Below are 25519 nucleotides of genomic sequence, written 5' to 3' on the forward strand. Positions count from 1 at the left end.
GAACACCGGAGACAGCATGACCGCAGATGAACGCCACACCTCCACCGGTCTGCGGGCCGCCGAGCTCGATCGAACCCGAGTAGCGCTGCGGGAACTGCTGGGAGCACTGGGCACGACGCTCGTCGAACTGGTCGGCGCACCGCTCGGGGACGAGGTGGCCATCCGGTCGGTGGCACTGGTCGACAGTTCGGACCTGAGCTCGGAAACCGTTGCGCACGCACCCATGTCGGACATGTACCTGCACGTGGGGATCGCCGAGGCCGAGGCCGTGCGGTGGCTCGAGGAGGTCGCCCAGCGGGCACCGGCGCAGCGACCCCGCGCGGTGCTGTCGAAGTCCGCGGCCGCGGCGGGCGGGTTGCGGCGGGCCGCGCTGCGGGCGGGGGTGGCGGTGGTCGGGGTGCACCCGCAGGCCCGCTGGGATCACGTGTACCCGCTGATCCGGCGGATGCTGGATCGCACGGGTCCGGCCCGCGACAGCGCGGACCAGGATCTGCTGGCCGCGGACACCGACCTTTTCGGGCTGGCGCAGATCATCGCGCAGAACGCGGGCGGCATGGTCACCATCGAGGATGCGCACTCGCACGTGCTCGCCTACTCGGCCTCCAACGATGCCGCGGACCGGCTGCGGATCCAATCCATCCTGGGCCGGGAGGGGCCGCGCGAGTATCTGCGGATCCTGCAGCAGTGGGGTGTCTTCGACCGGCTGCGGCACACCGACGAGGTGGTCGACCTGCCCGCGCACGCCGAGATCGACATCAAACACCGTCTGGCCGTGGGGATTCGGCGGCCGGGTGAGGGCAGCGCCGCCACCGTGCTCGGATCGATCTGGCTGCAGGAGGGCGAGCGGCCGTTCAAGTCCGATGCGGCCGAAGTGCTGCGGGGCGCGTCGGCCATTGCCGCGCGCATCATCTCGCGCAGCCTGGACGCACCCTCCACCGAGGCCCTGCTGATCCAGCGCCTGTTCGGCGCGCGCGGCGGGGGTGTCGATGTGCCGTCGGTGGCGAGTGCGCTGGGTATCCCGGTGACCGGCCCGGCCGCGCTCATCGGTTTCGCATCCACCGGCGCGACCCCCGCCGCCGCGGAACTGTCGGCGCTGGGCAGCACACTTCGCCTGCGCGCGAGCGCCTTCCGCCGCGACTCGCTGGCGACCCTCATCGGTGACCGCGCCTACATCCTGCTCCCGCGCTACCATTCGGCCCGCGCGGTCACCGCCTGGACCCGGCAGCTGGTCGACCAGCTGGAATCCACTGGAGCCCCGATCCTGCGCGCCGCCGTCGCCGTTCCTGTCGCCGAGCTGACCGACGTCGCCCGTGCCCGCCTCGAGGTGGACCGCGTCCTGGACAGCACCGCGGCGGGCTTCCCGAAGGATCGGGTCACCACCCTCGCCGAATCCCGTACGGCCGTCCTGCTGGGCGAGATCCTAGATCTCATCGCCGCCCGCCCCGAACTCGAGGACCCGCGCCTGACCGCTCTGTTCGACTACGATCGCGGCCACGCCGCGCAACTCGAGGCCAGCGTCGACCACTACCTGCGGCATCACGGCGATGTGCGGGCCGCGGCCACCGCGTTGCGTATTCACCCCAACACGCTGCGCTACCGCCTGCGCCGCGCCCAGGACATCACCGGCATCGACCTCGACGACCCGGCCGATCGCCTACTGCTCGAACTGCAACTGGCTCACCACCGCCGCGGCGTGGACCGGACTCGGCGCCGGCCGACGCAGCGCTGAGCAGCCACCCAGCGTGGTATCGGCCTATTCCGTCAGCGCCGCATCCAGAATCGGCCACGATTCATGGAGATCCTCTTGCCAATACGGCCAGGAATGCGTGCCCAGCGGATGGAATACGACGGTGGCCGGTACACCGAGGTCCTGCAATCGCCGCTGGAACGATTCGGTACAACCGTGCACCAGATATTCCAGCACCGCACCGAACGTCACCGCCTGCGGCATGAGCTGGTCGGTCAGTGATTCCGGTCCCGGAATCCCACTTCCCGCCGAGACATACACCGCCTTCCCGCGCAGTGCGGGCGCATTGGTGAGCGGATCGTGCGCCCGCCACGCCGGATCGGCATCGGTTCCCCACATATTCTCCGGATTGCCGCCCATCCACCTCACCGAATTCCGGATGACGAGCCTGGCACTCGCGCTCACGGTGTCGAGACAACCACTGAAGGCCACCACGCCGCGATACAGCTCCGGATGCCGGATGGTCTGCGTGACCGCCGAGAGCGCGCCCATGGACAGTACATCGACGGTGACGGTGCGGTCCATGGCGGCCGAATACACCGATATTCGCGTCCGCGCCGGATCGATATCACGCACGCTGGAAATGGCAGATTCCGTCTGCGAATCGGCGCGCACCATACCTGCGCCGGATATCAGCAGCACCACCATGGTCAATGCCGCGGTCACGGCCGTACTTATGTTGGCGGTCATTCGATGATCCATTCATCAGGTTGCGACGGTTCGAGTAAGAGTGGAAACGAGCACCGTGGTGGATAATTCGGATATTGAGTTAAATGCCGATGACTCAATGGCAGCGATACCGAAGATATTTTGCTCGATGTCAGCGAAATTTCCGCGGATGGTCAGCGACCCGGACCGGTGCACCCCGGCGGCACCAGCCGACCGGCCAGCAGATCCTCGATCCACCCGGTGGTCAGTGGAATGGACAGCGCGCCAACGATGAAGTGCTCTCCCGGGAACGGCTGCAACCGCACCCGGGCGCCTCGCGCGCACCAGTCGTCGAACAGATGCTGCGCGCCCGCGAAGGGAACGAAGATCTCATTGACGCCGTGGAAGAGGAACACCGGCGCGGCCGGCGCGCTGCGGCCGGGGCGGTTCTCTTCCAGAATCCGCTGCACCGCAGGCAGTTTCAACGGATCCTGCACGACCGAGAGCTGGTCCACCTGCAGCGGCGCGATCAGCCCGAGCGCCGTCTCCTGCGAAATGCAGATATCGCGGAACATCCGCGCCAACCGCCACCCGTTGTCGTTGAACAGGCCCATCAGTTCCGGGTACTCGCGCGCCAGCCCGAGCACGGCCGCCAGCAGGACCCCGGTACTCCAGTTGCCGTTCATGGCGGGCAGCAGCATCTGATAATCCGCCGGAGTCCCCCCGATTATCACGCCCGCCAACCGGATCTCCGGCGCGTAGGTCGGCGCGATCTGCGCCGCCCAGCTGGTGGCGATCGAACCGCCGGAATAACTCGTCATCACCACCGGCGTCGCCGGCCCGAGCTCCGGCATGTTCGCGCGGGTCACGCCCCGGATGGAATCGAGCACGGCATGCCCGCCCATCAGACCCGCCGCGTATGCCTGCCGCGGGCCCTGGTGGTCGGGAACGACCACCGAATAGCCCTTGGCCAGAATCAACCGGATCGCCACGACATCGGCCGACACAGCCCGCTTGAGTTCCGTGGAAGGCGCACAGGACTGCCCCAGCGAGGAGATCGGAAGGTTGTACGACACCAGCGGTCTCGGGCCTGATCCCTTCCACGCCTCGTTCGGCAGCAGCAGGGTGGTCACGATGGCGACCGGCTGATTGTGGGAGTCGGTGGAGCGCACCAGCAGCTGGTAGGCGCGGGCGGCGGGAAACAGGCTGTCGGTGGTACGGGCCGAGAGCACGCTGCCCGGCGGGCGGGCCTCGAAACCGGGCCCGGGCGTGAAGAAGGGGTCGGTCGGTGGCGACGGCAGCACGCTGGCCGGATCGTGTGCCGGATTCAGCAGATCCGAGATGGGATCGGCGTGCGCATGCAGTGGGAGCAGCGCCGTCACCAGCGCCACCAGCATCCATATCCGTGTGAACCGGACAGCAGCCACGAGGAGAGATCGTCACACGCCGTCCGGTGTGCGGCCCGGATTTGCCTCGGCGCGGCGGTTCGAGTCCCGCGGGAAACGCGCACAACCGACAAATCGCCGGATCGGTCTGACACCCTGTCCCAATGAGGTGGTCAATCGTCTTGGTCGCTGTTCTCGTGCTGGCGGCCGGGTGTGCTGCGCGGCCATCGGATTCGCCCTGGCGCGAGGTATCACTGCCGCAGCACGGGGCGCGGGTGCTGGAGTTCGCGCCGATCGCGGGCGGCGTGCTGGCACTGGGCTCGATCCCGGCCGGCGACGGACGCGCCCCGGCCGCCTGGTCCTCCCCCGACGGCACGCGCTGGACATCTGTCCCCGTCCGGCCCGACAGCCCGTACGGCGCACTGGCGGAACTGATTTCGGCGGGCACCGGCACGCACACCGTGGTGCTGGGTCAGGCTTTCGGTGGCGCGCACAGCAATCCGCGCATGACCATCTGGAGCGGCGACGGCCGGGGCCTCACCGAACACACCCAGGCCATGGAGATGTTCGGCGGTCCGCACGCCATTGCGGTGACGGCGGCGGCCGCGCGCGGCGGCACCGATCTGCTGGTGGGCGGCTGGGACGGCGACAACGGCCGCTACGGCGCCGCGTTCTGGACCTCCGCCGACGGCGCCGACTGGCAACGCCACGCGGACGATCCGGCGCTGTCGTCCGCACCCGGCGAACAGACCGGCGCGGCCGGGGTCGGCACCGGCGCGCAGGGCTTCGTCATCGTCGGGGAGACCTTGCGCGACAACATCCTTCGGCCACTGGTGTGGACCTCGCCCGACGGCCTCGGATGGCAGCGTCACGAGCTGCCCGGGGCGAATGCCGTCGCCGCGCGCGTCGGCTGCGGCAGTGCCGGCTGCACGGTGCTCGGCCAATCCATCGGCGCCACACCACACGTGCTGTGCTGGCCGTCGGCCGAGGCCGACGCCGTGCCCGGTCCGGGCGCGTCAACGGTCGACGTGCTGCAGGTCCTGCCGACCGCGTCGCGCGTCCTGGGTCTCGTGGCGCTCGACCACGTGGTGCAGCTGGCGTCGATGACGCCGAATTGCACTGAATGGCACCAGATTTCCCTGCCGGTGAGCGCCCCTGGGGCTCGCATGATCGCGTTGCCCGCCGCCCTGCTGCTGGCCACCACCGAGGCCGACCGCAGCAGACTCTGGCTGCATGCCCTGCCCTGATGGCAGGGCACTGGTCACCGCATCACCATGCGACGGGCAGCGACCGCACCCCGTACACCATCGCGTCGTACTTGAAATCGATCTCCTCGGTCGGCACGGTCAGGCGCAGCCCCGGCACCCGCCGGAACAGCGTCTGCAGCACCATGCCGAGCTCGATGCGCGCCAGCTGCAGACCGATGCACTGGTGTCGGCCCGAGCCGAAGGCCAAGTGCTGCGCGGCATTCGAGCGCGCCAGGTCCAGGGTGCCCGGCTCGGCGAAGACCTCCGGGTTCCAGTTCGCGGTGGCCAGGTCGAACACGATCGGGTCGCCCGCGCGGATCACCTCACCACCGACCTCGATGTCCTCGATGGCGACCCGCCGCAGCCCGGTGTCGACAATGGTCATGTAGCGGATCAGCTCGTCGACCGCATTGCCGAGCACCTGCGGGTCGTCGGTGTCGCGAATGATCGCCAGCTGCTCGGGCCGGTCGAGCAGTGCGATGACGGCCAGCGAGATCATGTTCGCGGTGGTCTCGTGCCCGGCGACCAGAATGCCGACCGTCTGCAGCGCGGCCTCCCACACCTGCAGCTCACCGTCGCGCACCAGTTCGGCGACATCGGAGAGCAGATCCTCGGCCTGGTTCTCGGTCTTGGCCTCGACCAGCTTGTTGAGGTAGCCGAGCATCTCCAGCGTCGACTGCTGCTGCTCCTCGGCGGTGGCATTGCCGCCGAAGCCGAGTTCGGTGGCCTCCTGGAAGAACGCATGGTCCTCATAGGGGACACCGAGCAGTTCGCAGATCATCAGCGACGGCACCGGCAGCGCCAGCGCCCTCATCAGGTCCGCCGAGTTGCCCTGCGCCAGCATGGCGTCGATGGTCTCGTCGATGTGCTTCTGGATATTGGGCCGCATGGCCTCGAGCCGCTTGGGGGTGAACGGCTTGGCCAGCATGCGCCGGTAGCGGGCGTGCTCCTGGCCGTCGGTGTTGAACATGGTGCGCGGGCTCATCTCCGCGACCGTCTTCATCCCCTCGTGGATGTGCGGGTAGGAGGGGTGGTGGTTGTCGGCGCTGACGCGGGCGTCGGCGAACAGCTCGCGCGCCTCGGTGTAGCCCGTGATCAGCCACGGCTGCTTGCCCTCCCAGGTCCGGACCTTGGAGATCGGGCCGGCGGCGGCGAGTTCGCGGATCTCCGCGGCGGGCGCGAACGGGCAGCTCGCGGCGCGGCGACCGGGATAGAAGGTCGGCTCGGCGGGGGCCTCGGTGCTGGACTCAGGCATGTTCGGGTCAATCCTCGATCTGGATGGCTTGCGCTGGGCAGAATTCGGCGGCCGTTCGCACGGCCGGGGCCTGCTCCGGCGCCGGATTCTCGTCGAGCAGCACGACGACACCGTCGTCGTCGCGCTGGTCGAAGACTTGGTCGGCACGCAGCACACAGTGACCGGCTGCGATGCACTTCTCTTGACTGACAGCAACTCTCATGGCGCGTCCGGCCGCGAGTCAGCCACGATCCGCGTCGGCGTCGCAGATGCGACGGACCTGGTCCCGGATCGCCTCGGTCACGCGGCCCATCAGGGCGTGACTGTTGCGGGTGGTGTCGTAGTTGACGTGAATGACGAGCCGCTCGGCGACGGTCCACACGGTCAGCTTCGGCGGCATGCCCTTGGCCATGCCGAACGCCTCATCGGAGACGAATTCGAGCCCGCCGGGGATCGAAGGCGTCTGTTCCACACCGAGATTCGCCATACCCAGCGTGGGCTGCGCACCGAAGATCGCGGCGGTCTCCGGGTCGAACGCGCGCTGCGAGGCCCGCATGAACAGGGCCGGGAACCGGGCGTCGAGGGCGGCGCGCATGGCCACCTCCGTCGCCTTGGCCAACTCGATCGGATCGGTGTCGGCGGCGGCGAAGACCGGGGTGGCCACCCCACCCGCGCAATTGAGCAGCGTCGACTGCGGGATCGGCTCGGCGAGCGAGGCGCGCAGATCCACCGCGTGCCCGAACACCATCGGTACCGGCCCGGAATCCGCCTCGAGCTGGCTGCGCACCGCGACCATGGCCATGCCGGTGACCAGGCTGTTGACCGAAACCCCCTGCGCGCGTGCGACACCGAAGAAGGCCGCGCTCTGCTCGGGGTCCACCTCGATGCGCTGGGTGGCGAACCGGCCCACCGGGTCGCCGACGCCGTCGCCGTCACGGGGCAGCTCGAGTGGCGCGGGCACCGCGTCACCGGCAGCCGCGATACCGCGCAGCATCGCGACCAACTCGTCGACCTCGGCCTCGGTGACACTGCCCGCCAGCAACGTATCGATACCGTCGACCAGCTCGTTGTCCGAATTCGACGGCGGCAGTGGCGAACCCGCCAGCTGGGTGCCGTAGCGCTGCCACATGTCGTCGCGCAGCGCCAGCGCCGACCGTCCATCGCACATGCCGTGGTGCATGATCAGGACGATCTGGTCGAGACCGCCCTCACGCAGCACGTGAGCCTTGAAAAGGCCGGTGCTCCAGTCCTGTTCGATGTTGACAAGCCGCTGGTAGCCGTCGGGTCCCCACTCGGTGACCTCGAGCGGGGGCTGGTACTCCTCGCGAACCCGGAAGACCGGCTCACTGCCGGGCTCGTTGACCATTACCGCGCGCAGCAGCGCGTGGTCGGCGGCCAATTCCGCCAGCACCCTGCGCATGACGTCGGGATCGATCTCACCGCGCACCGTGGTCGCGACGAACAGCGGCACACCGGCTTTCGGCACGTCGCCCCAGCGGGCGTCGGGGTCGAAATGCTTGAACTCGAAGGACGATAGCGGTCGTTGACTACTCATGAAGCCCTGGCACTCCCCATTGTGAAACATGCCCTTCCGACCATACACACGACTGGGACAATCGTCAGGACTGTTGTCAGTAACCGGTTGCGGCTCCGAGTGCCCGAATGCCTTCCGGCACAAGAATGTTGCCTGGCCTGCCCTGATGCTACGGGCGGACGAGATGACCGGCCCGCGCGCTGAAGGCAAGAGTGCCAGCGCTTTCGGGTTGCGGCACTGAACTGAAGCGCAGATCTTTCGGAACGATCGCCATCCGCTCGATCGTCGAAATCCCAGGGCACGTGCCGATTCGAGGGCTGGGTGAGCTGAACCGCTCTCGCGGGGAAACCGTCCGGCAGCCCGCACGGCCCCGCACCCCAGGCGAGTGACGCACATCACTGCGCCGGGATGTCACAACGCGTGGGCTCGGCGGCACCTTGGGTCGTCGAGTCGTCACCACCCGAGGAGTAATCGACATGACCAGAATCGGCATCATCATCGGCAGCACCCGGCCCGGCCGCAACGGCGAGAAAGTGGCCCGCTGGGTGCAGGCCATCGCCACCGAACATGCAGGCGAGACAGCCGAATTCGAGCTGATCGATCTGCAGGATCACCAGCTCCCGCTGCTGGACGAACCCGTCCCGGCGGCCCGCACCCCCGGACGGCACCCGCACACCCGCCGCTTCGCCGAGCACGTCGGCTCCTGCGACGCCTTCATCTTCGTGACCGGCGAACTCCTGGCCTGGACCCACGCCCTGACCCCACTCCGCGAACCCGCCACCATCGCCTGACCAGAGCGGGCAGACATCCTGCGCCCCAGCATGTTCGGAGCCGATGGCCGACCGCGTCATAAACCGCGGGCGCTACCCCACCGGGATCCGGTGGATCCGGCGCGGAACCACGATCAGCTAGTCGCCGCTGGCCGCGCCGATCAGAATCTCCCACGGCCACGCCGGGTCCGACGGGTTATCGGGCAGCTCGGTGAGGAGGTCGGCGGCGGTGCCCGAGACGGGGGCGGTGAGCATGCCGACGGTGGCGTCGACGATGTTGGTGGTGAACAACGCAGTGCGCGGATCGTCGGAGGCCGGGGCGGCGTGTTCGAGACCGGCGAGGGCACGGACGGCGAGCATCATGCTGAACGACAGGCGGGTGCGCAACACCGGGGCCGGAATGCGGGTGAGCCGCTCGGCCAGGGCAGCCAGGACGGCCCGGACGCTGTCGGTGACGGCGGGATCGGCCTGGGTCAGAGCGTAAACCCACGGGGGCGTGGAGACCTGGGCGAGAAAACGCAGATAGTGGCCGTCCGGGCGGATGGCCTGCTCGGCGAGCGGGCGGATCAGAGCGTCGGCGAGTTCGGCGACGCCGAGGCGGCGGCTGTCGTGGCCGAGTTCGGCGAGCAGCTCCCAGCGGCGCAGATTCACCTGCCCGGTGTGCTGTTCGAAGATCTCCCGGACCAGCTGTTCCTTGGTACCGAAATGGTATTGCGCGGCAGTCTTGTTGCGCTGACCGGCGGCCGCGGTGAGCTCACGCAGCGACACCGCGTCGATGCCGCGCTCGGCGAACATGCGCAATGCGGTCGAAGCCAGGATCTGCCTGGTGGATGGGCCGTCTGACACTCCGACATCGTAGTGATCCGATCCCGGTCCCCGAGCGAGGCGCACCTGGCCCGGGGGCCAGGACCGTGAGAACTATTTGGCCGCAGGCATGTTGGGTACGAACGGCTCGTTGGCAACGCCGCTGCCGCTGAGCGATGGCATAGGTCCCGGTCAGCGGGACTCTCGAAATCTGGGGTGGACCTCCCGATCGGATGTCAATGCCCAGGCTCAGGGATCAGACCAGCCTTTGACAAGCCGACCTCTCGAGGCATACGCCTTAAGGCAGTCGCCTTACAGTTCGGATCTATCGAGGAGGGTTCCATGAGACCTGTCCGAGGCAACCGCGCCTTCTCCGCTCGCACCGCACGGGCACTGACCGGAATCGTCGTCACCGCGGCACTGGCGGCCTGCGGGACCACCTCCGGCCCGGCCGCGCCGGCCGACACGGACACTGCGATCCGCACGGCCTACGACTACGCGTTCCCGCTGTACTTCCTCTCGCAGCTGCGATGGAACGCGCTCGAGACCACCGGAGGCCGCACCAGCACCACGCTCGATCACTTCGCGCACTCCCGCGCCGTGGCCGGGCCGCAGGACACCTGGGCCAACGCGCCGCTGGTCGACGCGCTGTATTCGACTGCGTGGACCGATCTTTCGCTGGGACCGGTCTTTCTCGACACCCCCGACACCGGCAGCCGCTACTACGTGCTGACCCTCATCGACTTCTACTCCAACACCTTCTTCTACGCGGGCCCGCGCACCACCGGCAGCGGCGCCCAGCGCTATCTGCTGGTCGGACCACAGTGGAACAGCCAAGCGCCCCAAGACGTCTCGGTCGTGCACGCGCCCACCAACGACGTCTATGTCAACGTGCGGGTCCAGACCACGGGCCCCGCCGATCAGGCCGCCGTCAATGCTGTACGGGACGGGTTCACCTTCACGCCCCTACAGCCCACCACGACCGAGCCGACCGCCCGCGTCCAGCCGGTTCCCGGCGACCCGGAGAACTACCTGGCCGTGGTGAACCAGATGTTGACCCTCGATCCCCCACCCGCTGCCGACCGTCCCCTGCTCGACACGCTTCGTCGGGTCGGCATCTGCGGCGCCGACTGCGGCTTCGACCGCCTGCCGCAATCGGCGAAAGACGCCTGGCGCAGGCTGTTTCCACAGCTCGGCGCCTACATGAAGCAGTACGCCGCACAGACCGCGAAGGCCAAGGGCTGGATCGACTACAGCCCGCCCGGATCCCTGCTGGGCACCACCGACCAGCGCGACCACGCGCAGCGCGCCCTGGCGCTGGGCAGCGGCACCGGCATGCTCGGGCTGCGGCGCGAAGAGGCCAACTACTGGATCACCTTCACCGACGGTGCGGGACAACCGATGACCGGGAACACCGCCTACACCCTGCACCTGCCGCCGGGCGGCATTCCCTCCCACGCGTTCTGGTCGGTATCGCTCTACGAGGTCCAGCCGACAGGCCAGTTCCTGACCCCCAACCCGATCAACCGCTACGAAATCGCGGGCAACACACCGGGAGTCGTCACCAACCCCGACGGCAGCATCGACATCTGGATCCAACCGCAGACGCCGCAGCCCGATCGCCGCGCGAACTGGCTGCCCGCCCCGGCCGCCGGCCACCCGTTCATCCTCTTCGCCCGCTCCTACGTCCCCGGCCCCGACATCCTGTCGGGCCGCTTCACCATGCCCGCGGTCACGCCGATCGGCTGACCGATTCCGGCGGCCGATTCCTTTCTCCCGTGGCGGCGGTCTACCTGGTGACAAACCGAGAAGGAGTGCTGATCGCCATGACCATTCCCACCACCATGCGGGCCCTGCGGCAGACCTCGCTGCGGGGCCCGCAGGACCTGCGTCTGATCACCGACGCGCCGGTACCGGTTCCCGGTCCGGGCGAGGTACTGATCCGGGTCGCCGCCGCCGGAGTCAATTTCGCCGATATCTCCCAGGCCCACGGAACATTCCTGGGCGGACCGCGGCCGCCGTACACGGCGGGGTTCGAGGCCGCCGGTGAGGTCGTCGCGGCGGGAGACGACGTGGCCGAGCCGCTTTCGGGGGACCGCGTCGTCGGCGTCGGGGCCGGAGCATTCGCCGAATACGCGGTGCTGCCCGCAGTCTCGGCCGTGCCGATCCCGTCCGGGTGGACCGCCGAGCAGGCACTCGGACTGGTCGTAAACTGGCCAACCGCGCTCGCCGCGTTGAAACCGTTGGGCCGCATAGCCACTGGCGAGACGGTGCTGATCCATGCCGCAGCGGGCGCAACCGGCCAAGCCGCGGTCGCCATGGCCAAGCACTACGGTGCGACCGTCATCGCCACCGCCTCGCCGGGCAAACACGAGATCGTGCGGAGACTCGGTGCCGACCACATGCTGGACTCACGGTCCGAGCACCTCGCCGCCGAGGTGCTGGAACTGACCGGCGGCGCCGGAGCCGACCTGGTGCTCGAATCCGCCGGTGGCGCCACCTTCACCGAGAGCCTCGCCGCGGCCAAACGGGTCACCGGACGGGTCGTCGTCTACGGCATGGCAGGGGGCGACAGCGCCATCACCAACTGGGAGTTGGTGTACAAGCACCAGATTCACCTCATCGGCCTCAATATCGGCGTGCTGATCCAGGCCGCTCCCCACGTTTTCGGCGAGATCATGGCCGAAATGTTCGCGCTCATCGCAGCGGGTGTTCTCGCCCCCAGCAGACCCACCGCCCATGATCTCGCCGACGGCCCGAAGGTCCTCGCGGAAATGGAATCCCGCGCCACCATCGGCAAATTGGCCCTGCTGCCCTGACCATTCCGGATACCCGCTGACCTGGGTTTCGATTCCTTCGGACCGCCGCACCGGTCGTAATGGGCGAGGACCCGATCAGCGGGGACACGATCCGGAAAGAGACAGCCCATGACAAGTAGCCATTCCGCAGCCCGGCGGCAGCCTAAACTCGCCGCATGACGGCGCACCTGGCGGAGGCGGCCGATCGGAGCCGCTTCGCCGCCGAAACCGAGCGGTTCCGCCGGGAACTGCTGGCGCACTGCTACCGCATGGTCGGCTCGGCCCACGACGCCGAAGACCTGGTCCAGGAGACATACCTGCGCGCCTGGCGCTCCTACGCCGCTTTCGAGGGCCGCGCTTCGATGCGGACCTGGCTGTACAAGATCGCCACCAATGTCTGCCTGTCGGCGCTCGAGCCGCGCCGCGTCCGAGTACTGCCCTCGGGCCTGGGCGGTCCCGGCGACGGGTCCGAGGGAGCGCCGAGTCGCGTTGCGCCGGGCGAGGTTTCGTGGCTCGAACCATGCCCCGGCGAATGGATCGCTCCGGCCGCGGATGATCCGGCCGCCGCGGTGGTCGCCCGCGAGTCACTCCGCCTGGCCCTCATCGCGAGCCTCCAGCATCTCCCCGCCCGCCAGCGCGCCATCCTCATCCTGCGCGAGATCCTGTCCTGCTCCGCCGCCGAGACCGCCGAAATCCTCGGCACCACCACCGCGGCGGTCAAGAGCGGCCTGCAGCGGGCCCGCGCCCGCCTGAACGAATTGCCCTCGGGGCCAGAGGAATTGCTCGAACCATCCGACCGCCGGGCGCGGGCACTGCTCGACGGCTACATCGCTGCCTTCGAGCACGCCGATGCCGCTCTCCTGGAACGGGTGCTGCGCGCCGACGCGACGCTGGAGGCGACCCCGTTCCGCGATTGGCAGGCGGGCCGGGTGAACTGCATCCGCATGCTCGACACCTACGTGATGGGCCGGCCCGGCGACTGGCGGATGCTACCCACCACGGCCAACCGCCAGCCCGCCGCGATCGAGTATCACCGGGACACCGATGGCGTGCTCCGCGGCCACGGCATCGTGGTCCTGGCTCCGACCGCCGCCGGTGTTCGCGGTGTCATCTCGTTCCACGACCCGGCGCTGGTCGCATTGTTCGGATTCCCCGAGGTGCTTGCGGAGTGAGTCGGTAGAAAAGGATTCTCGCCGAGCGCTACTGCCGAGATTCGCGAATCCCTCACGGTGCAAATGCATTTCATACTCGATGGGTGGATAAGGATACCCGAAATTCGAGCTGATAAACCATCGACATAACTTTTGAATTGCGACCGCCCAAATCGGACGAACATCACTTGCCGACCAGCGTCGTTCGTGGCAACGTATACGAGGGTTTGGCTCAGTTCAACTCACGACGAGGAGTTTCGAAATGAGTAGCGAACTTACGTGCGATGCCTCACTCGAGAACGCCTTCGACTTTCTGCAGCTTCAGCCCGAAAACTCCGCTGTGTTCGGCGCGGTCAATTCCCGGAAGCGGTCGCTGCATATCGTTCTCGCCGCTCCACCGTATTTCGACATCCCACCGGTCGGCTACGGCGGTATCGAGGCTGTGGTCGCCACGCTGGCCGATGAGCTGGTCGATCAGGGTCACCGCGTCACGCTGCTCGGCGCCGGCCACGCCGGTACGAAGGCCCGATTCGTCCGGGTCTGGGACGAGATCCAGTCCAAGCGGCTCGGCGAGCCGTACCCGGAGATCGTCAATGCCATGAAGACCTGGCAGATCATCGAGGCACTGCACGCCGAGGACCCGGTGGACGTCGTGCACGATCACACCTTCGCCGGCCCGGCCAACGCGGCCGCGTACCGGGGGCTCGGGATTCCCACCGTCGTCACTGTGCACGGTCCGGTCGACCCCGAGATGCACGACTACTACCAATCGCTCGATCACAGTGTGCGGCTCGTGGCGATCAGCGACCGGCAGCGCGCGCTCGCGCCGGATCTGAACTGGATCGGCCGCGTACACAACGCGATCCGCCCCTCGGAATGGCCATTCCGCACCGAAAAGCTCGACTACGCCCTGTTCCTGGGCCGCTACGCGCCCTACAAGGGACCCCACCTGGCGCTCCGGGCCGCACACTCCGCCGGTGTACGCCTGGTCCTGGCGGGCAAGCTCAACGAGCCGCCCGAGCACGAGTTCTTCGACAACTACATCGAGCCGCTGCTCACCGAGAGCGACGATGTGTTCGGCGAGGCCGACGCGACCGCGAAACGGCATCTGCTCGCCGGCGCGCGCTGCCTTTTGTTCCCGATTCGGTGGGAAGAACCCTTCGGCATTGTCATGATCGAGGCCATGGTCTGTGGCACACCGGTGATCGCGCTGCGCGGCGGTGCGGTGGAAGAGGTCGTCGAACATGGCGTGACCGGATGGATCTGCGACGATCCCGACGAACTACCCGGATACATCGCCCGCGCCGATGAGATCGACCCCTACGCCTGCCGGGAGCGTGTCGAAAGGCTGTTCGCCACGGACCTGTTCGCGCAGGGCTACGAGGCGGCCTATCACCGGGCGATCGAGATGGCGGCGCAACGGGCGTCGCGAACCGCCGTCCGGATGCGGGTGCCCGCGGGGACCCCGATCCTCAGCAGCCCTGCGCCGGGCGGTCGCCCGTGAGCGTATTCAATGCCGGCCCACCCGTTCTCATCGAGGGTGGCGCCGGTTTGATCACCCTCGTCGAGGCCGGAACCTTCTGCCTGTCCGACCGCCTCGGGGACCTTCACCCCGGCACCGCGCACGGTTTGTACTACCGGGACACGCGCATCCTGACCCGATGGGAGCTGCGCGTGGACGGTCTTCCGCCGGAACAGCTTTCGGTGGTGGTGCGCGAACCCTTCCGGGCGCGATTCGTGGCTCGGAAACCGCCACCGCACGGTATCGCCGACGCGACGGTGCTGGTCCAGCGCCGTCGCGTCGTGGGTGAGGGAATGCAGGAGATCATCAGCGTGCTCAATCTCGGCGACGAGGACACCGCTCTGACCGTGGTTCTCGATGCCGAGGCGGACTTCGCGGACCTGTTCGCGGTCAAGGAGGGCCGGGCGGGCGGTGGCGGCAGTGAGTCGGCCGCCACCGAGCAGGCGCTGCGCTTCACCGACCGCAGTCAGCAGGGTCGTGGCGTCATCATCACCGCCAGCGAGGACCCCGAGGTTCAGCCCGGATCGCTGACCTGGCAGGTGCTGGTCCCGGCAAAGGGTAGCTGGCAGACGGTGGTGCACTGCCAGCCGATCAACGACCATCGGGCCGTCCCGATGAACTTCGACGACAACGACGAATACAGCCCGGCGGACAAGATCCGCCGCTGGCGCGCCTCCACCACCACCCTCACCGCGAGCGGCGCCGGGCTCAACGCCATCCTGCAGCGCACCGAAACCGACCTCGGCGCGCTGCGCCTCGACGATCCCGCCGACGGCACCTCCTATGTGGCCGCCGGCGCGCCCTGGTTCATGGCCCTGTTCGGCCGCGACAGTCTGCTCACCTCGTGGATGGCGCTGCTGCTGGATTCGGACCTGGCCCTGGGCACACTGCGCCAGCTGGCGAAACTCCAAGGCACCGAGTCGAATCCGCTCACCGAGGAGGAACCCGGCCGCATCATGCACGAGCGGCGCTACGGTCCCGGCAGTGATCGGGTGCTCGGCGGCACCGTCTACTACGGCACCGCCGACGCGACCCCCCTGTTCGTGATGCTGCTCGCCGAATGCCGTCGCTGGGGTATCGGCGCCGCGGCCGTACAGGAGTTGCTGCCGGCCGCCGACGCGGCGCTGACCTGGATCGACACCGACGCCGACCTCGACGGCGACGGCTTCGTCGAGTACCGGCGCAAGACCGACCGCGGCCTCGCCAACCAGGGGTGGAAGGACAGCTGGGACGCGATCGGATTCGCCGACGGCCGCCTGGCCGACCCGCCGATCGCCCTGTGCGAGGTGCAGGGCTACGTCTACGCGGCCCGGATCGGCCGCGCCGAACTGGCCGAGGAGGCCGGCGACCACGCCCTCGCCGAGCGGCTGCGCACGCAGGCCGCCGACCTCAAAGCCCATTTCGACGAGTCCTTCTGGATGCCGAAGAGCAGCTGCTATGCCCTGGCGCTGGACGGCTCGAAGCAGCCGGTCGATGTCGGATCGAGCAATCCCGGCCACTGCCTGTGGACCGGCATCGTGCCCGACGAACGCGCGGCCGAACTGATCGAGCGGCTGGGCGCGGCGGACCTGAACAGCGGATTCGGTTTGCGCACACTGTCTTCCACTGCTCGTCACTTCAATCCCATGGGTTATCACACCGGTTCGGTGTGGCCGCACGATACGGCCATCGCGGTGGCCGGTCTGATGCGCTACGGCCACATCCCCGGTGCGCTGGACCTGAGTGTGAAACTCGCGAGCGGACTGCTCGAGGCCATCCTGGAATTCGGGGCCCGGCCGCCCGAACTGTTCTGCGGCTTCGCGCGCTCCGATTTCAGTTCCCCGGTGCCGTATCCCACCTCGTGCTCCCCGCAGGCGTGGGCGAGCGCGGCGCCCCTGCTGCTCATGCGATCGTTCCTGGGGCTGATGCCCGACGTCCCCGGGCGCACCCTCACCATCGCGCCGCGCCTGCCCGACCGGGCGGGCGTCATCCGGCTCACGGACCTCCGCCTGGGTCCGGCGACCGTGTCCATCGAGGCGTGCGGCACCGACGCGAAAGTCCAGGGGCTGCCGCCGGATTGGCAGCTGAACCGGAAATAGCGACAGGCGGTGCCGGCCGATGACGCAGCGGAAGGAAACGCTGATGACAATGCCTCCCAGGCGGGAGCTGTCGGCGTACAACAGTGTCGCGCAGTTGCGGAACGACATCTGGTGGCACATCGCCGATACCGCGCGGTGGCTGGCGGCGCTCGGCCCGGACGCGAGAACCGAGGTGGCGGACCTGGAGCGCTACCTGGCCTACGACGACGACCGATGCGAGTACCTGCCCGCCGACCAGGTCCGCGAGCGGCTCGGCACCGGGCAGCCGGTGGTATCGGCCACCTTCGTCACTCCGTATCCGCCGGGATTCCCGGTACTGGTCCCCGGTCAGGAGTTCAGCACGGACATCCTCGACTTCATGGACGCCCTGGAAAGGAGATCCACGGCCTCGACCCGGGCCGCGGGTACCGGGTGCCGCCGCGCTGGCGACGGTGACGGCTGTGACGACCTAGGTGTACCGGCCTGAGAGTTTGGGAACCCGGCCGGCCGGCGGGTGACCGCCGAGTGCGGTATTACCGTCGTGGCGTCCGGAATGTCCCTGTGTTCTCTCGATCGCGGCCTCGACTATCGTCGCCGGCTCAGGCTCGCCAGTACGGCCTTCCCCGCTTGCTCACCCGACGCGGCCGCGTCGGCGAGCGACGGCAGATCGAGCTGATAATCGCCCGCGAGGTATATCGATCCGAGCGGATTCCGCAACGTCGGAAGCGAGTTCCTGCGGCCGGGCGCCCAGAACGGGACGACCCGATGGTGCTTCCGCACAACGCCGTTGCCCAGCTTCCCGTCCAGCTCGGGGAAAACGGTGAGCAGGTCCTTCGTGAATCGCGACAGGATTTCCTCGTCGGGCAGGTCCAGCAATGCGTCGGCCTGAGCCCCGCCGGCCAAACAGGCCAGTGCTCCGCCTGGCTTTCGATCGCCACCTTTGCGCATCGCCGCGGCGTGGTTGAACATCGCTTGGAACGACAACTGCGGCGTCGAGACGCCGAAGAAGTCGTCCCAGCGCTGCGGCCCCACTTCCTCGGTGAAGAACCCGACCACTACGTACCGGCCGTATGTGATGTCGTTGAAAGCGACGCGGTACCGCTGCGGGAGGTCTGGAATGATCCGCTCGGCGATATCGCCGGGCGCGGTCACGATCGCGCGCTCTGCCCGAATCCTCGCCGGACGGTCACCATCGAGGTAGTCGACGACGACGCCGTCGCCGTCCTGGCGTACCGATCGCACCACCGAGTTCAACCGGATCCGACCGCCGAGGTCTTCCGCCAGTACATCGGTCAAAGTCTGGTTGCCACCGACCGGCAGCGAGAAGTTCGGAATCTTCTCCGGGTCGGCCAACGCGATCGCCACGGACGTGACGAACTGGGTCGCGGCCGTCTCCTCCGCCTCGCATCCCATCCACTGCGCCGACCACGACCGGACGACCTCGCCGGCCAGCTCGGAGCGGACGCCCTGGAGTAGATACGACGCCAGCCTGGTGTCGAGCTTGGCGCGAACCCGTTGCGCGATTCGGCTCTGCGACTCCAGGAACGGCATGACGGCGAGAATGCGCGCACCGACGATGGCCATGCCGAGACGATCCATCATCGTCATCTTCGTACGGAACATGAGCGCGAGGGGATTCGCGGTGTCGACCAGCCCGCCATTGAGGTACAGCGCGACGCTTTTGCCTGCGAGCGAACCCATCTCGATGCCGTGCTTGTTCAGGGCATCGATCAGCGCGCCGGTGCCTTCGGTGAACTGAGTGCCCACGTTGATCCAGTAATCGCCCTTACGGACGGTGTCGACTCGTCCGCCCGTGCGGTCGGTGGACTCGAGGACAACCACATCGGTCGTCGGCGCCAGCGTGGTCGCTGCCATCAATCCCGCCATCCCGGCGCCGACGACAACTACCTCTGCGGTCTCTTCGTGCGCAGTCATATCAACTCCTGACTCTCGATTGGGTTGACCACCTCGGTGTCGTGGTGTTCGCGAACTGCCAGCGGCGCACAACTACCTGCCACGCCCTCGAGGGGCCGGTGGTCGACATATCTCCGCCGCCGTGGACGCCACGTCGTTCCGGTGACCTCGGCGATGAATCAGGGCCGGAACCCGGCCCTGATTTTTGTCGAACTCAAATCGATATCGAGTTTATGAGGCTCGCCGTCGCGCTGTCAACACGTGCTTCGTCTCGGCCGCCGCCACGCGCGCCCGGATGACCCGAGTTCGATACGGTGATCACCGAACTCGGCAGGCGCAGTACGGAATTCGCACTTTGTGAGAGGTGTTTCAGTTCGGGGTTCGATCGCGGTGCGGAGGCTGGACCTCGGTACCCGCGCAAATCGCCACGATCGAGGCGAAATCCGTTGCAGACCACAGGATGAGCCGGGAGAAGATTCGGCAGATGGTCGACTTCCTCGGCGGGCTGTGACCATGAAAAAGGGCGGTTTTGGTGGAAACTGCTCCAAAACCGCCCGTGGGCCTACTGACTGTGTCCGGAGGGGGACTTGAACCCCCACGCCCTAATACGGGCACTAGCACCTCAAGCTAGCGCGTCTGCCATTCCGCCACCCGGACCGGTGATGCTCAGCAAGGTTATCGGATTGGACCGCCTGGACCAAATCGGTCGATGTCCTGCATGTTCACCGAGGATTCGGAGGCGGTGGGAGTGGTTGCCGCCGGGCCGGTTCGCGACCCGGCAGGCCACCCCCCGATCTCAAGCCTTCAGCGCCTCCAGCAGCGCGGCACGCTGCCGGGAACCCAGGCCGCCGATCCGGCGGTCCGCGGGGATCTCGGCCTCGTCCATCAGCTTGGCCGCCTTGACCGGGCCGATGCCCGGGAGCGCCTTGATGACCGCCGCCACCTTCGTCTTCTTGACCAGGTCCTCCTTGTCCGCGCGCTTGAGCACCTCGGCGAGGCTGACCGACCCCTTCTTGACCTGCGCGATGAGTTCCGAGCGGGCCTTACGAACCGCCGCGGCCTTCGCCAGCGCCTCGGAGCGTTGTTCGGGGGTCATGGTGGGCAGAGCCATATGTCCTTACCTTTCACTCGTTCGCTGGTACGTCGCCGACGATTCAACATGACACCAGGCCGTCCGCAAGAACGACACACCGCGTGGACGTGGCCGCCACGTCGATCGATCGGCGAAATCGGTACACCGGGCACCGGTCGGACGCCCGGAAAGATGCCGGTCATGCGACCAGGAGTTTGCTGGATCGCGGACCTGGCAAATCCGGGACGCAGAAGGTGGCATCGGTACTACGGTAGCCCCGAATATCACCGGGCACCGGCGGAAGGCGGGGCAGATGAAGGGGTCGTATTCGTACGCCGAGCCGGGCACGACCGAACCAACACTGGCGGACCGATACGACAGCGCAGACCCGGTGACCTGGAACGGAGCGCAGGTCTTCCCCCTGCACTCGGAGGGTCTCGGCGGCTCCCCCACCATGGTCCGGCTGACCCTGCGCAGCGCCGCCCCGCGCCCCGGCGTGCGCAGCCTGGGCATCGGGCTCGCCGTGGAGCGCGGACATGTGTTGCTGGAAGGCCGCCGGCTCAGGGGGGTTGACGTCTGGAGTGATGCCATGTCGGGCGGCATCGAGCTACAGGTGTGCCCTGCCGAGACGGATGCCGCCATCACCCTCACCCCTGTCTGGGTGGACGACACCGAGGCCACCGTCTCCTGGACGGGTAACTACGGCATGCTCATCGCCCGCGAACCTGCCATGACGGTCCTGCACTGCAGCACCGGCGTCGGCCCGCCCGACTTCGGTGAACTGGTCGTGGAACTCACCATCGGCCCCACCCCGCCGCCCCCGGCCCCGCCCACCGATGCCAGCCGCTACCAGCACGCGCTCTACGAGCTGGGCGTGGCCATGCAGCGCCGCGGCGACCAGGAGCAGGCCTGCCAACTATGGACGCAGGCAGCCGAATTCGGTCATCCGGGCGCCGCCTACGACCTCGGCGTCTTCCGCTATCGCCGGGGCGATTTCACCGAGGCCGAGCATTGGTGGCGCGCCGCCGCGACCCAGGGTGACCCCCGGGCCATGGCCGGTCTCGCCGAACTCCTCAATCGCCGCGGCAATCCCAATGAAGCCAGGGCGTGGCGGGCGGCAAGTACCGCGGACGATCAGTACCCGTGACGCTCTTCCTCAGGCGGACTTGTAGCGGCGCAGGTACTCCCCCGTCAGCGAGGCCGGGTCGGTGAGCAGTTCGGCGGGAGTACCGGTGAACACGACCTCGCCACCGTTCTTGCCGCCGTCGGGCCCGAGGTCGATGACCCAGTCCGCGTGTGCGACCACGTCCAGGTTGTGCTCGATGACCACGACCGTGTTCCCACGCTCGACCAGGTTGTCCATGAGCGTGAGCAGGGTGTCGACATCGGACATGTGCAGGCCGGTGGTGGGTTCGTCGAGGACGTAGACCGTACCGGTGTTCTGCAGCTGCGTCGCGAGTTTGATGCGCTGGCGTTCGCCGCCGGAGAGGGTGCTCATCGCCTGGCCCAGGCTCAGGTAGTCCAGGCCTACCTCGTTCATGGTGCGCAACTTGGCATTCAGTGTCTTCTCGGGGAAGAACTCCACGGCCGCCTCGGCGGAGAGCTCGAGGACATCGGCAATCGACTTGCCGCGCAGGGTGAGTGCGAGGACCCGATCGGAAAACCGCCGCCCGTCACAGGATTCACAGTGGGTGGTGACCGGGTCCATGTAGGCGATCTCGGTGATGATGACGCCGCGGCCGCCGCATTCGGTGCAGGCGCCGTCGGAGTTGAAGCTGAACAGACCGGCCGGTTCGCCGGTCGCCTTGGCGAACAGCTTGCGGATCGGATCCATGAGCCCGAGGTAGGTGGCGGGCGTGGACCGGGAGGACGCGGCGATGGCGGACTGGTCCACGAAGACCGATTCCGGGTAGCGGACCAGGAATTCGTCGCGGATGAGGCTGCTCTTGCCCGAGCCGGCGACACCGGTGACGGCGGTCAGGATGCCGGTCGGAATGGCGACGGTGACATCTTTCAGGTTGTGCGCGTTGGCATTCGCCACCGTCAGCGTGCCCGTCGCGGGCCGGAAGTTCTCCTTGACCCGGAAGGTGCGGCGCAATCCCGCGCCGGTGGGGGTCTCGGCCTGCCGCAACTCGGCGAAACTGCCGGTGAAGACGACCTCGCCGCCGTGGACACCCGCGCGCGGACCGACGTCCACGATGTGGTCGGCGATCTGGATGACATCCGGATCGTGCTCGACGACCAGTACGGTATTGCCCTTGTCCCGCAGCGCCTCCAGCATGTGGTTGAGCCGCCCGACATCGCGCGGGTGCAGGCCGACGCTGGGTTCGTCGAAGATGTAGGTCATCCCGACCAGCGTGCTGCCCAGGTGCTTGATCATCTTCAGGCGCTGGCCCTCACCGCCGGACAGGGTCGAGGTGGCGCGGTCCAGGCTCAGGTAGCCCAGCCCGATAGCGGCGACACGTTCGAGCGCGACCCGGGTGGCCGCGGCCAGCGGGACGGCGGCCGGGTCGTCGATCTCGCCGAGGACCTCGATCAGATCGGTGATCTGCAGCCGCGCCCAGTCGGCGATATTGCGTCCATTGATGGCGGTGGCCAAGGCCTTCGGATTCAGTCGCGCCCCGTGGCAGGCCGGGCAGACGCCCTCGGTGAGGAAGCGCTGGATCTGTTCGCGGGTCTTCTCCGACAGCCCCGAGGTGTCGCGCTTGAGCCGGGTGCGAGTGAATTTGTCGACCAGGCCTTCATAATTGGCTTTCCAGGTGCCTTTCGCGAAAGACAATTCCACTTTGCCGCCGGTGCCGTGTAGCAGGTCGCGCCATTCCGCGTCGTCGTAGTCGGCGAGTTTCTTGTCCGGGTCGAATCGGCCGGAGTTGGCATACAGCTGCCAATCGCCGCTGCCGACGGTGTAGCCGGGTACCAGTAGTGCGCCCTCGTTGAGCGATTTGGTGCGGTCCACGAGTTTGCCCGGGTCGGCGGTGATGGCCACACCGAGTCCGTCGCACCCGGTGCACATGCCCTGCGGGGTGTTGAAGGAGTAGTCGTAGACCAATCCCGTGGACGGAGAACCGAAGCGCGCGAACAGGGCTCGGATCAGGGCGTAGATGTCGGTCATGGTGCCGACCGTGGAGCGTGGCCCGCCACCGACCGCCTTCTGGTCGATGATCACCGGCGCGGTGAGGTTCTCGATGGCCTCGGCGTGCGGGCGTTCGTAGCGCGGCAGGAAATTCAGGACGAAGGCCGGGAAGGTGGCGTAGAGCTGCCGCTGGGATTCGATGGCGATGGTGTCGAAAACAATGGAGGACTTGCCGGATCCGGAGACCCCGGTGAAGACGGTGATCTTGTTCTTGGGAATGTCGATCGAGACGTTGCGCAGATTGTGCTCGCGGGCGCCGAGGATCCGAATAGTTTCGGTGGAGGCCAGGGACATGTCCCCACCATGCCAGGCCGACCCCCCTCGATGTGCGGGGAAATGTGATGCAAATCACAGCGATTCGGATCGGATCTCCGGGTCCAGCCCCGATTGCCGAACGGTCGCACCCATCTACAGTGGCGGTCGATCGCGCGGCCGACACCGCCGCGCACGACCCACGAGGAACGCATGATGAACACCGCCCGATGGACGGCCGTGGCCGCCGCCGCACTAGCCGTCGCCCTGCTCTCGGGTTGCTCGGATGTCGAGAAGGCCCTGAACAAGGGCGGCGACACCAAGTGCAGCGACTATCTCGCACAGAACGCGGACACCCAGCGCGTCACCATCACCAAGTTCATCAAGCAGCAGACGGGCAGCGACCACGAGCCCGCCGGCACCCAGGTCGACCTGTCCATGGCTGCCGTCCAGGGCCTCTGCCAAGTCCAGGCCAACAAGGACACCCCCATCAAGAACGCCAACCTTGCAGGCATCCTCCACTAGTCCCAAACCTCCCCCCGCGCACCCCATTTCGCCTGGCCCAGCCCCGATTTCCGTTTCCGCCAATCTCTCCGCTAATCTTGTGCAGCATCACCGGTCCGGGTGGCGGAATGGCAGACGCGCTAGCTTGAGGTGCTAGTGCCCGTATTAGGGCGTGGGGGTTCAAGTCCCCCTCCGGACACAACGAAGCGTGAATTCCTTTGTAGCGCAAACGATTCACGCCATTCGTTTCTGAAGCCGTACCGAGGAGTACAGGGCTCAGAACCCGGCTACGCTTACCTGATAGTCGGCGTTACGCCTACTGCCGCAAACCAATCCAGCAGATCCGGGTTGTCGACTGCACTGCGATCGACCACCTTCGACATGGTCTTCGCGCCGCCGATTTCGGGATCGAAGCGGTGGAGGTCAGGCATCAGATGGGCTGTCGTACTGGACCGGCGGTGCGGAGGTGGTGATGGCAATGCCGACGGTGTTGTCCGGGCCACGACGGAATTTGCCCGTCCAAGCGACGAGTGTGCCCAGCAGACCATATTTTTCGCGGATCAGCGCACGCACGTGAATTGTCGCGGCGGGGTCCAGGATTTCGGCGTGGCCGTCGACGACGTCTCCTCTTGTCGTAGCGCCCCTGGCATCACAGAGTTGCAGAGTCACGCTCGGGTTGCGCCGAATGTGCTTGATCTTCCAGCTATCGGCATTGGCGGCCACCACGATTCGGTCATCCTGTGCCGCCAGCCAGACCGGCGACGCGACCGGGCTTCCATCCTTCTTGTACGTGGTCAACCGCGGGTACTTGCCCGCGCCGATCTCGCTCCATGTCATGTCTCGCTCCGTTCGAACCGCAGCGCGTCTTGGCTGGGTGGCGCGCCGAACAGGCGGCGGTATTCCCGGCTGAACTGAGAGGCGCTGTCGTAGCCCACGAAAAATCCGATGCGGGCAATGTCTTTGGGATTTGCTGCCAGCATTAGGCGAGCCTCTTGGAGTCTGATCTGCTTCTGGTACTGGATGGGTGTGGTTCGGGTGATGGCCTGGAAGTTCCGGTAGAAGGCCGACGGACTCATTCCGATGCGCTCCGCCAGCTCGTCGACCCGAAACGGCTCGCGGTAGTTCTGGCGAATCCACTCCACTGCTTCGGCGATCGGGGAGAACCTGGGATCGGTGAGACCGATCCGCCGGACCGTGGGGCCGTGATGGCCGGTTATCAAGCGCCACAGGATCTCCCGTTTGACGAGGGGAGCCAGCACGTCCCGGTCACGTGGCTGGTCGAGTAGGCGCACCAGCCGCACGGTGGCGTCGAGGAGTTCGACGGAAGCGTCGGCGAAGACGACCGCGGGCGAAGCGATATCCGTGTCCTCGGGAACGGTGCCGCGAGGGGCTTGCACCATCATCTCGGCGACCTCCGCGGGTTGCAAGCGCAAGCACAGGCCCAGTACGGGCCGTTCCGGGGTGGCATCGGTGAAGTCGCACTTGAGGGGCACGGCGACGGATGCCACGAGGCATTGCCCAGCGCGGTAGTCGTACACCTGGTCGCCGCACGCGAGACGTTTTGAGCCCTGGGCGATCAGCGTCATGCGCGTACCGGCCATGGACGGCGGTGGCGTCGTGTCCGACACCTCCCGGCCGATCAACAGATCCGCGATAGCGGTGGTCGCGTCGTCTCGGGCGTGACGGGCCAGCAGCACGCGCAGCTCTTCGAGCCGCACGCTCACAGCCTGGTTCGCCGATGTGCTCA

At 67.4% G+C, this 25519-nt stretch carries 22 protein-coding genes and 2 tRNA genes; 12 read left to right on the forward strand and 12 right to left on the reverse strand.

Annotated elements, in window-relative coordinates:
- Nucleotides 1–16: 16 nt before the first annotated feature.
- Nucleotides 17–1729 (forward strand): PucR family transcriptional regulator, encoded by a 1713-nt coding sequence (locus tag ACFXIV_RS15570; protein ID WP_379396809.1) that lies wholly within the window; start codon nucleotides 17–19, stop codon nucleotides 1727–1729.
- A 24-nt stretch (nucleotides 1730–1753) separates the two neighbouring features.
- Here ACFXIV_RS15570 and ACFXIV_RS15575 read toward each other — a convergent pair whose 3' ends face one another.
- On the reverse strand, nucleotides 1754–2437 hold the full coding sequence (locus ACFXIV_RS15575) for an alpha/beta hydrolase (RefSeq protein WP_379396811.1): 684 nt from the start codon (nucleotides 2435–2437) through the stop codon (nucleotides 1754–1756).
- Between the two features lie 152 nt (nucleotides 2438–2589).
- Nucleotides 2590–3822 carry a lipase family protein gene (locus tag ACFXIV_RS15580; protein ID WP_379396813.1) on the reverse strand — a complete coding sequence of 411 codons (1233 nt, stop codon included), beginning with the start codon at nucleotides 3820–3822 and terminating at the stop codon, nucleotides 2590–2592.
- Between the two features lie 140 nt (nucleotides 3823–3962).
- On the opposite strand from ACFXIV_RS15580, the gene ACFXIV_RS15585 reads away from it, so the two are divergent.
- Nucleotides 3963–5027, forward strand: a complete 1065-nt coding sequence (locus ACFXIV_RS15585) for a hypothetical protein (RefSeq protein WP_379396815.1) — start codon at nucleotides 3963–3965, stop codon at nucleotides 5025–5027.
- 22 nt (nucleotides 5028–5049) lie between these two features.
- Here ACFXIV_RS15585 and ACFXIV_RS15590 read toward each other — a convergent pair whose 3' ends face one another.
- From ACFXIV_RS15590 to ACFXIV_RS15600, 3 genes are read right to left on the reverse strand one after another with little or no spacing between them, the layout of a single operon-like run.
- Nucleotides 5050–6294 carry a cytochrome P450 gene (locus ACFXIV_RS15590; RefSeq protein ID WP_379397181.1) on the reverse strand — a complete coding sequence of 415 codons (1245 nt, stop codon included), beginning with the start codon at nucleotides 6292–6294 and terminating at the stop codon, nucleotides 5050–5052.
- Nucleotides 6290–6484 (reverse strand): ferredoxin, encoded by a 195-nt coding sequence (locus ACFXIV_RS15595; protein WP_354832567.1) that lies wholly within the window; start codon nucleotides 6482–6484, stop codon nucleotides 6290–6292. Before ACFXIV_RS15595 ends, ACFXIV_RS15590 begins: the two co-directional genes overlap by 5 nt.
- Before the next feature lie 18 nt (nucleotides 6485–6502).
- Nucleotides 6503–7816: a hypothetical protein gene (locus tag ACFXIV_RS15600; RefSeq protein ID WP_379396817.1), complete on the reverse strand. Its 1314-nt coding sequence runs from the start codon at nucleotides 7814–7816 to the stop codon at nucleotides 6503–6505.
- Between the two features lie 455 nt (nucleotides 7817–8271).
- Here ACFXIV_RS15600 and ACFXIV_RS15605 point away from each other — a divergent pair, with 455 nt between their 5' ends.
- Nucleotides 8272–8586, forward strand: coding sequence for an NADPH-dependent FMN reductase (locus ACFXIV_RS15605; protein ID WP_379396819.1), 315 nt, complete (start codon nucleotides 8272–8274; stop codon nucleotides 8584–8586).
- A 117-nt stretch (nucleotides 8587–8703) separates the two neighbouring features.
- Here the strand turns inward: ACFXIV_RS15605 and ACFXIV_RS15610 are convergent, their stop codons facing one another.
- A complete protein-coding gene (locus tag ACFXIV_RS15610) occupies nucleotides 8704–9411 on the reverse strand; it encodes a TetR/AcrR family transcriptional regulator (RefSeq protein ID WP_379396821.1) in 708 nt (235 codons plus the stop codon).
- 300 nt (nucleotides 9412–9711) lie between these two features.
- Between ACFXIV_RS15610 and ACFXIV_RS15615 the strand changes: the two genes are divergently transcribed.
- From ACFXIV_RS15615 to ACFXIV_RS15640, 6 genes are all read left to right on the forward strand, one after another.
- A complete protein-coding gene (locus ACFXIV_RS15615) occupies nucleotides 9712–11118 on the forward strand; it encodes a DUF1254 domain-containing protein (RefSeq protein WP_379396823.1) in 1407 nt (468 codons plus the stop codon).
- A 77-nt stretch (nucleotides 11119–11195) separates the two neighbouring features.
- Nucleotides 11196–12188, forward strand: coding sequence for an NADPH:quinone oxidoreductase family protein (locus tag ACFXIV_RS15620; RefSeq protein WP_379396825.1), 993 nt, complete (start codon nucleotides 11196–11198; stop codon nucleotides 12186–12188).
- Nucleotides 12189–12343: 155 nt separating this feature from the next.
- Nucleotides 12344–13339 carry an RNA polymerase subunit sigma-70 gene (locus ACFXIV_RS15625; RefSeq protein ID WP_379396827.1) on the forward strand — a complete coding sequence of 332 codons (996 nt, stop codon included), beginning with the start codon at nucleotides 12344–12346 and terminating at the stop codon, nucleotides 13337–13339.
- Between the two features lie 241 nt (nucleotides 13340–13580).
- A complete protein-coding gene (locus ACFXIV_RS15630; protein ID WP_379396828.1) occupies nucleotides 13581–14822 on the forward strand; it encodes a glycosyltransferase family 4 protein in 1242 nt (413 codons plus the stop codon).
- Complete coding sequence (locus tag ACFXIV_RS15635; RefSeq protein ID WP_379396830.1) at nucleotides 14819–16918, forward strand: glycogen debranching N-terminal domain-containing protein; 2100 nt, start codon at nucleotides 14819–14821, stop codon at nucleotides 16916–16918. Before ACFXIV_RS15630 ends, ACFXIV_RS15635 begins: the two co-directional genes overlap by 4 nt.
- Before the next feature lie 43 nt (nucleotides 16919–16961).
- On the forward strand, nucleotides 16962–17384 hold the full coding sequence (locus ACFXIV_RS15640; RefSeq protein WP_379396832.1) for a hypothetical protein: 423 nt from the start codon (nucleotides 16962–16964) through the stop codon (nucleotides 17382–17384).
- Nucleotides 17385–17482: 98 nt separating this feature from the next.
- Here ACFXIV_RS15640 and ACFXIV_RS15645 read toward each other — a convergent pair whose 3' ends face one another.
- From ACFXIV_RS15645 to mihF, 3 genes are all read right to left on the reverse strand, one after another.
- Nucleotides 17483–18832 carry a flavin monoamine oxidase family protein gene (locus ACFXIV_RS15645; protein ID WP_379396834.1) on the reverse strand — a complete coding sequence of 450 codons (1350 nt, stop codon included), beginning with the start codon at nucleotides 18830–18832 and terminating at the stop codon, nucleotides 17483–17485.
- A 551-nt stretch (nucleotides 18833–19383) separates the two neighbouring features.
- Nucleotides 19384–19468, reverse strand: a tRNA-Leu gene (locus ACFXIV_RS15650).
- 139 nt (nucleotides 19469–19607) lie between these two features.
- Entirely contained in the window at nucleotides 19608–19922 is a 315-nt protein-coding gene (mihF, locus tag ACFXIV_RS15655; protein WP_354832585.1) for an integration host factor, actinobacterial type, read from the reverse strand.
- A gap of 274 nt (nucleotides 19923–20196) precedes the next feature.
- On the opposite strand from mihF, the gene ACFXIV_RS15660 reads away from it, so the two are divergent.
- A complete protein-coding gene (locus ACFXIV_RS15660; protein ID WP_379396836.1) occupies nucleotides 20197–21030 on the forward strand; it encodes a tetratricopeptide repeat protein in 834 nt (277 codons plus the stop codon).
- 9 nt (nucleotides 21031–21039) lie between these two features.
- On the opposite strand, the gene ACFXIV_RS15665 is transcribed toward ACFXIV_RS15660, so the two are convergent.
- Entirely contained in the window at nucleotides 21040–23310 is a 2271-nt protein-coding gene (locus ACFXIV_RS15665; protein WP_379396838.1) for an ATP-binding cassette domain-containing protein, read from the reverse strand.
- Nucleotides 23311–23484: 174 nt separating this feature from the next.
- Between ACFXIV_RS15665 and ACFXIV_RS15670 the strand changes: the two genes are divergently transcribed.
- The gene (locus tag ACFXIV_RS15670; RefSeq protein ID WP_379396839.1) at nucleotides 23485–23793 is read left to right on the forward strand and encodes a hypothetical protein; all 309 of its coding nucleotides are present in this window, start codon (nucleotides 23485–23487) and stop codon (nucleotides 23791–23793) included.
- 93 nt (nucleotides 23794–23886) lie between these two features.
- A tRNA-Leu gene (locus ACFXIV_RS15675) sits at nucleotides 23887–23971 on the forward strand.
- A gap of 224 nt (nucleotides 23972–24195) precedes the next feature.
- Here the strand turns inward: ACFXIV_RS15675 and ACFXIV_RS15680 are convergent.
- Both ACFXIV_RS15680 and ACFXIV_RS15685 read right to left on the reverse strand, forming a co-directional pair.
- Nucleotides 24196–24609 carry a PPOX class F420-dependent oxidoreductase gene (locus ACFXIV_RS15680; protein WP_379396841.1) on the reverse strand — a complete coding sequence of 138 codons (414 nt, stop codon included), beginning with the start codon at nucleotides 24607–24609 and terminating at the stop codon, nucleotides 24196–24198.
- Nucleotides 24606–25490, reverse strand: a complete 885-nt coding sequence (locus ACFXIV_RS15685) for an AraC family transcriptional regulator N-terminal domain-containing protein (protein WP_379421271.1) — start codon at nucleotides 25488–25490, stop codon at nucleotides 24606–24608. Before ACFXIV_RS15685 ends, ACFXIV_RS15680 begins: the two co-directional genes overlap by 4 nt.
- Between the last annotated feature and the right edge of the window lie 29 nt (nucleotides 25491–25519).

The organism is Nocardia sp. NPDC059236, from assembly GCF_042754085.1.
GTDB lineage: Bacteria > Actinomycetota > Actinomycetes > Mycobacteriales > Mycobacteriaceae > Nocardia.

Excerpts from the sequence above, each read along its gene's own strand:
- ACFXIV_RS15570 (WP_379396809.1), top strand. The coding sequence starts at position 17 with ATGACCGCAGATGAACGCCACACCTCCACCGGTCTGCGGGCCGCCGAG.
- ACFXIV_RS15575 (WP_379396811.1), bottom strand. The coding sequence starts at position 2,437 with ATGACCGCCAACATAAGTACGGCCGTGACCGCGGCATTGACCATGGTG.
- ACFXIV_RS15595 (WP_354832567.1), bottom strand. The coding sequence starts at position 6,484 with ATGAGAGTTGCTGTCAGTCAAGAGAAGTGCATCGCAGCCGGTCACTGT.
- ACFXIV_RS15600 (WP_379396817.1), bottom strand. The coding sequence starts at position 7,816 with ATGAGTAGTCAACGACCGCTATCGTCCTTCGAGTTCAAGCATTTCGAC.
- ACFXIV_RS15605 (WP_379396819.1), top strand. The coding sequence starts at position 8,272 with ATGACCAGAATCGGCATCATCATCGGCAGCACCCGGCCCGGCCGCAAC.
- ACFXIV_RS15615 (WP_379396823.1), top strand. The coding sequence starts at position 9,712 with ATGAGACCTGTCCGAGGCAACCGCGCCTTCTCCGCTCGCACCGCACGG.
- ACFXIV_RS15620 (WP_379396825.1), top strand. The coding sequence starts at position 11,196 with ATGACCATTCCCACCACCATGCGGGCCCTGCGGCAGACCTCGCTGCGG.
- ACFXIV_RS15625 (WP_379396827.1), top strand. The coding sequence starts at position 12,344 with ATGACGGCGCACCTGGCGGAGGCGGCCGATCGGAGCCGCTTCGCCGCC.
- ACFXIV_RS15630 (WP_379396828.1), top strand. The coding sequence starts at position 13,581 with ATGAGTAGCGAACTTACGTGCGATGCCTCACTCGAGAACGCCTTCGAC.
- ACFXIV_RS15640 (WP_379396832.1), top strand. The coding sequence starts at position 16,962 with ATGACAATGCCTCCCAGGCGGGAGCTGTCGGCGTACAACAGTGTCGCG.
- ACFXIV_RS15645 (WP_379396834.1), bottom strand. The coding sequence starts at position 18,832 with ATGACTGCGCACGAAGAGACCGCAGAGGTAGTTGTCGTCGGCGCCGGG.
- mihF (WP_354832585.1), bottom strand. The coding sequence starts at position 19,922 with ATGGCTCTGCCCACCATGACCCCCGAACAACGCTCCGAGGCGCTGGCG.
- ACFXIV_RS15660 (WP_379396836.1), top strand. The coding sequence starts at position 20,197 with ATGAAGGGGTCGTATTCGTACGCCGAGCCGGGCACGACCGAACCAACA.
- ACFXIV_RS15665 (WP_379396838.1), bottom strand. The coding sequence starts at position 23,310 with ATGTCCCTGGCCTCCACCGAAACTATTCGGATCCTCGGCGCCCGCGAG.
- ACFXIV_RS15670 (WP_379396839.1), top strand. The coding sequence starts at position 23,485 with ATGAACACCGCCCGATGGACGGCCGTGGCCGCCGCCGCACTAGCCGTC.
- ACFXIV_RS15680 (WP_379396841.1), bottom strand. The coding sequence starts at position 24,609 with ATGACATGGAGCGAGATCGGCGCGGGCAAGTACCCGCGGTTGACCACG.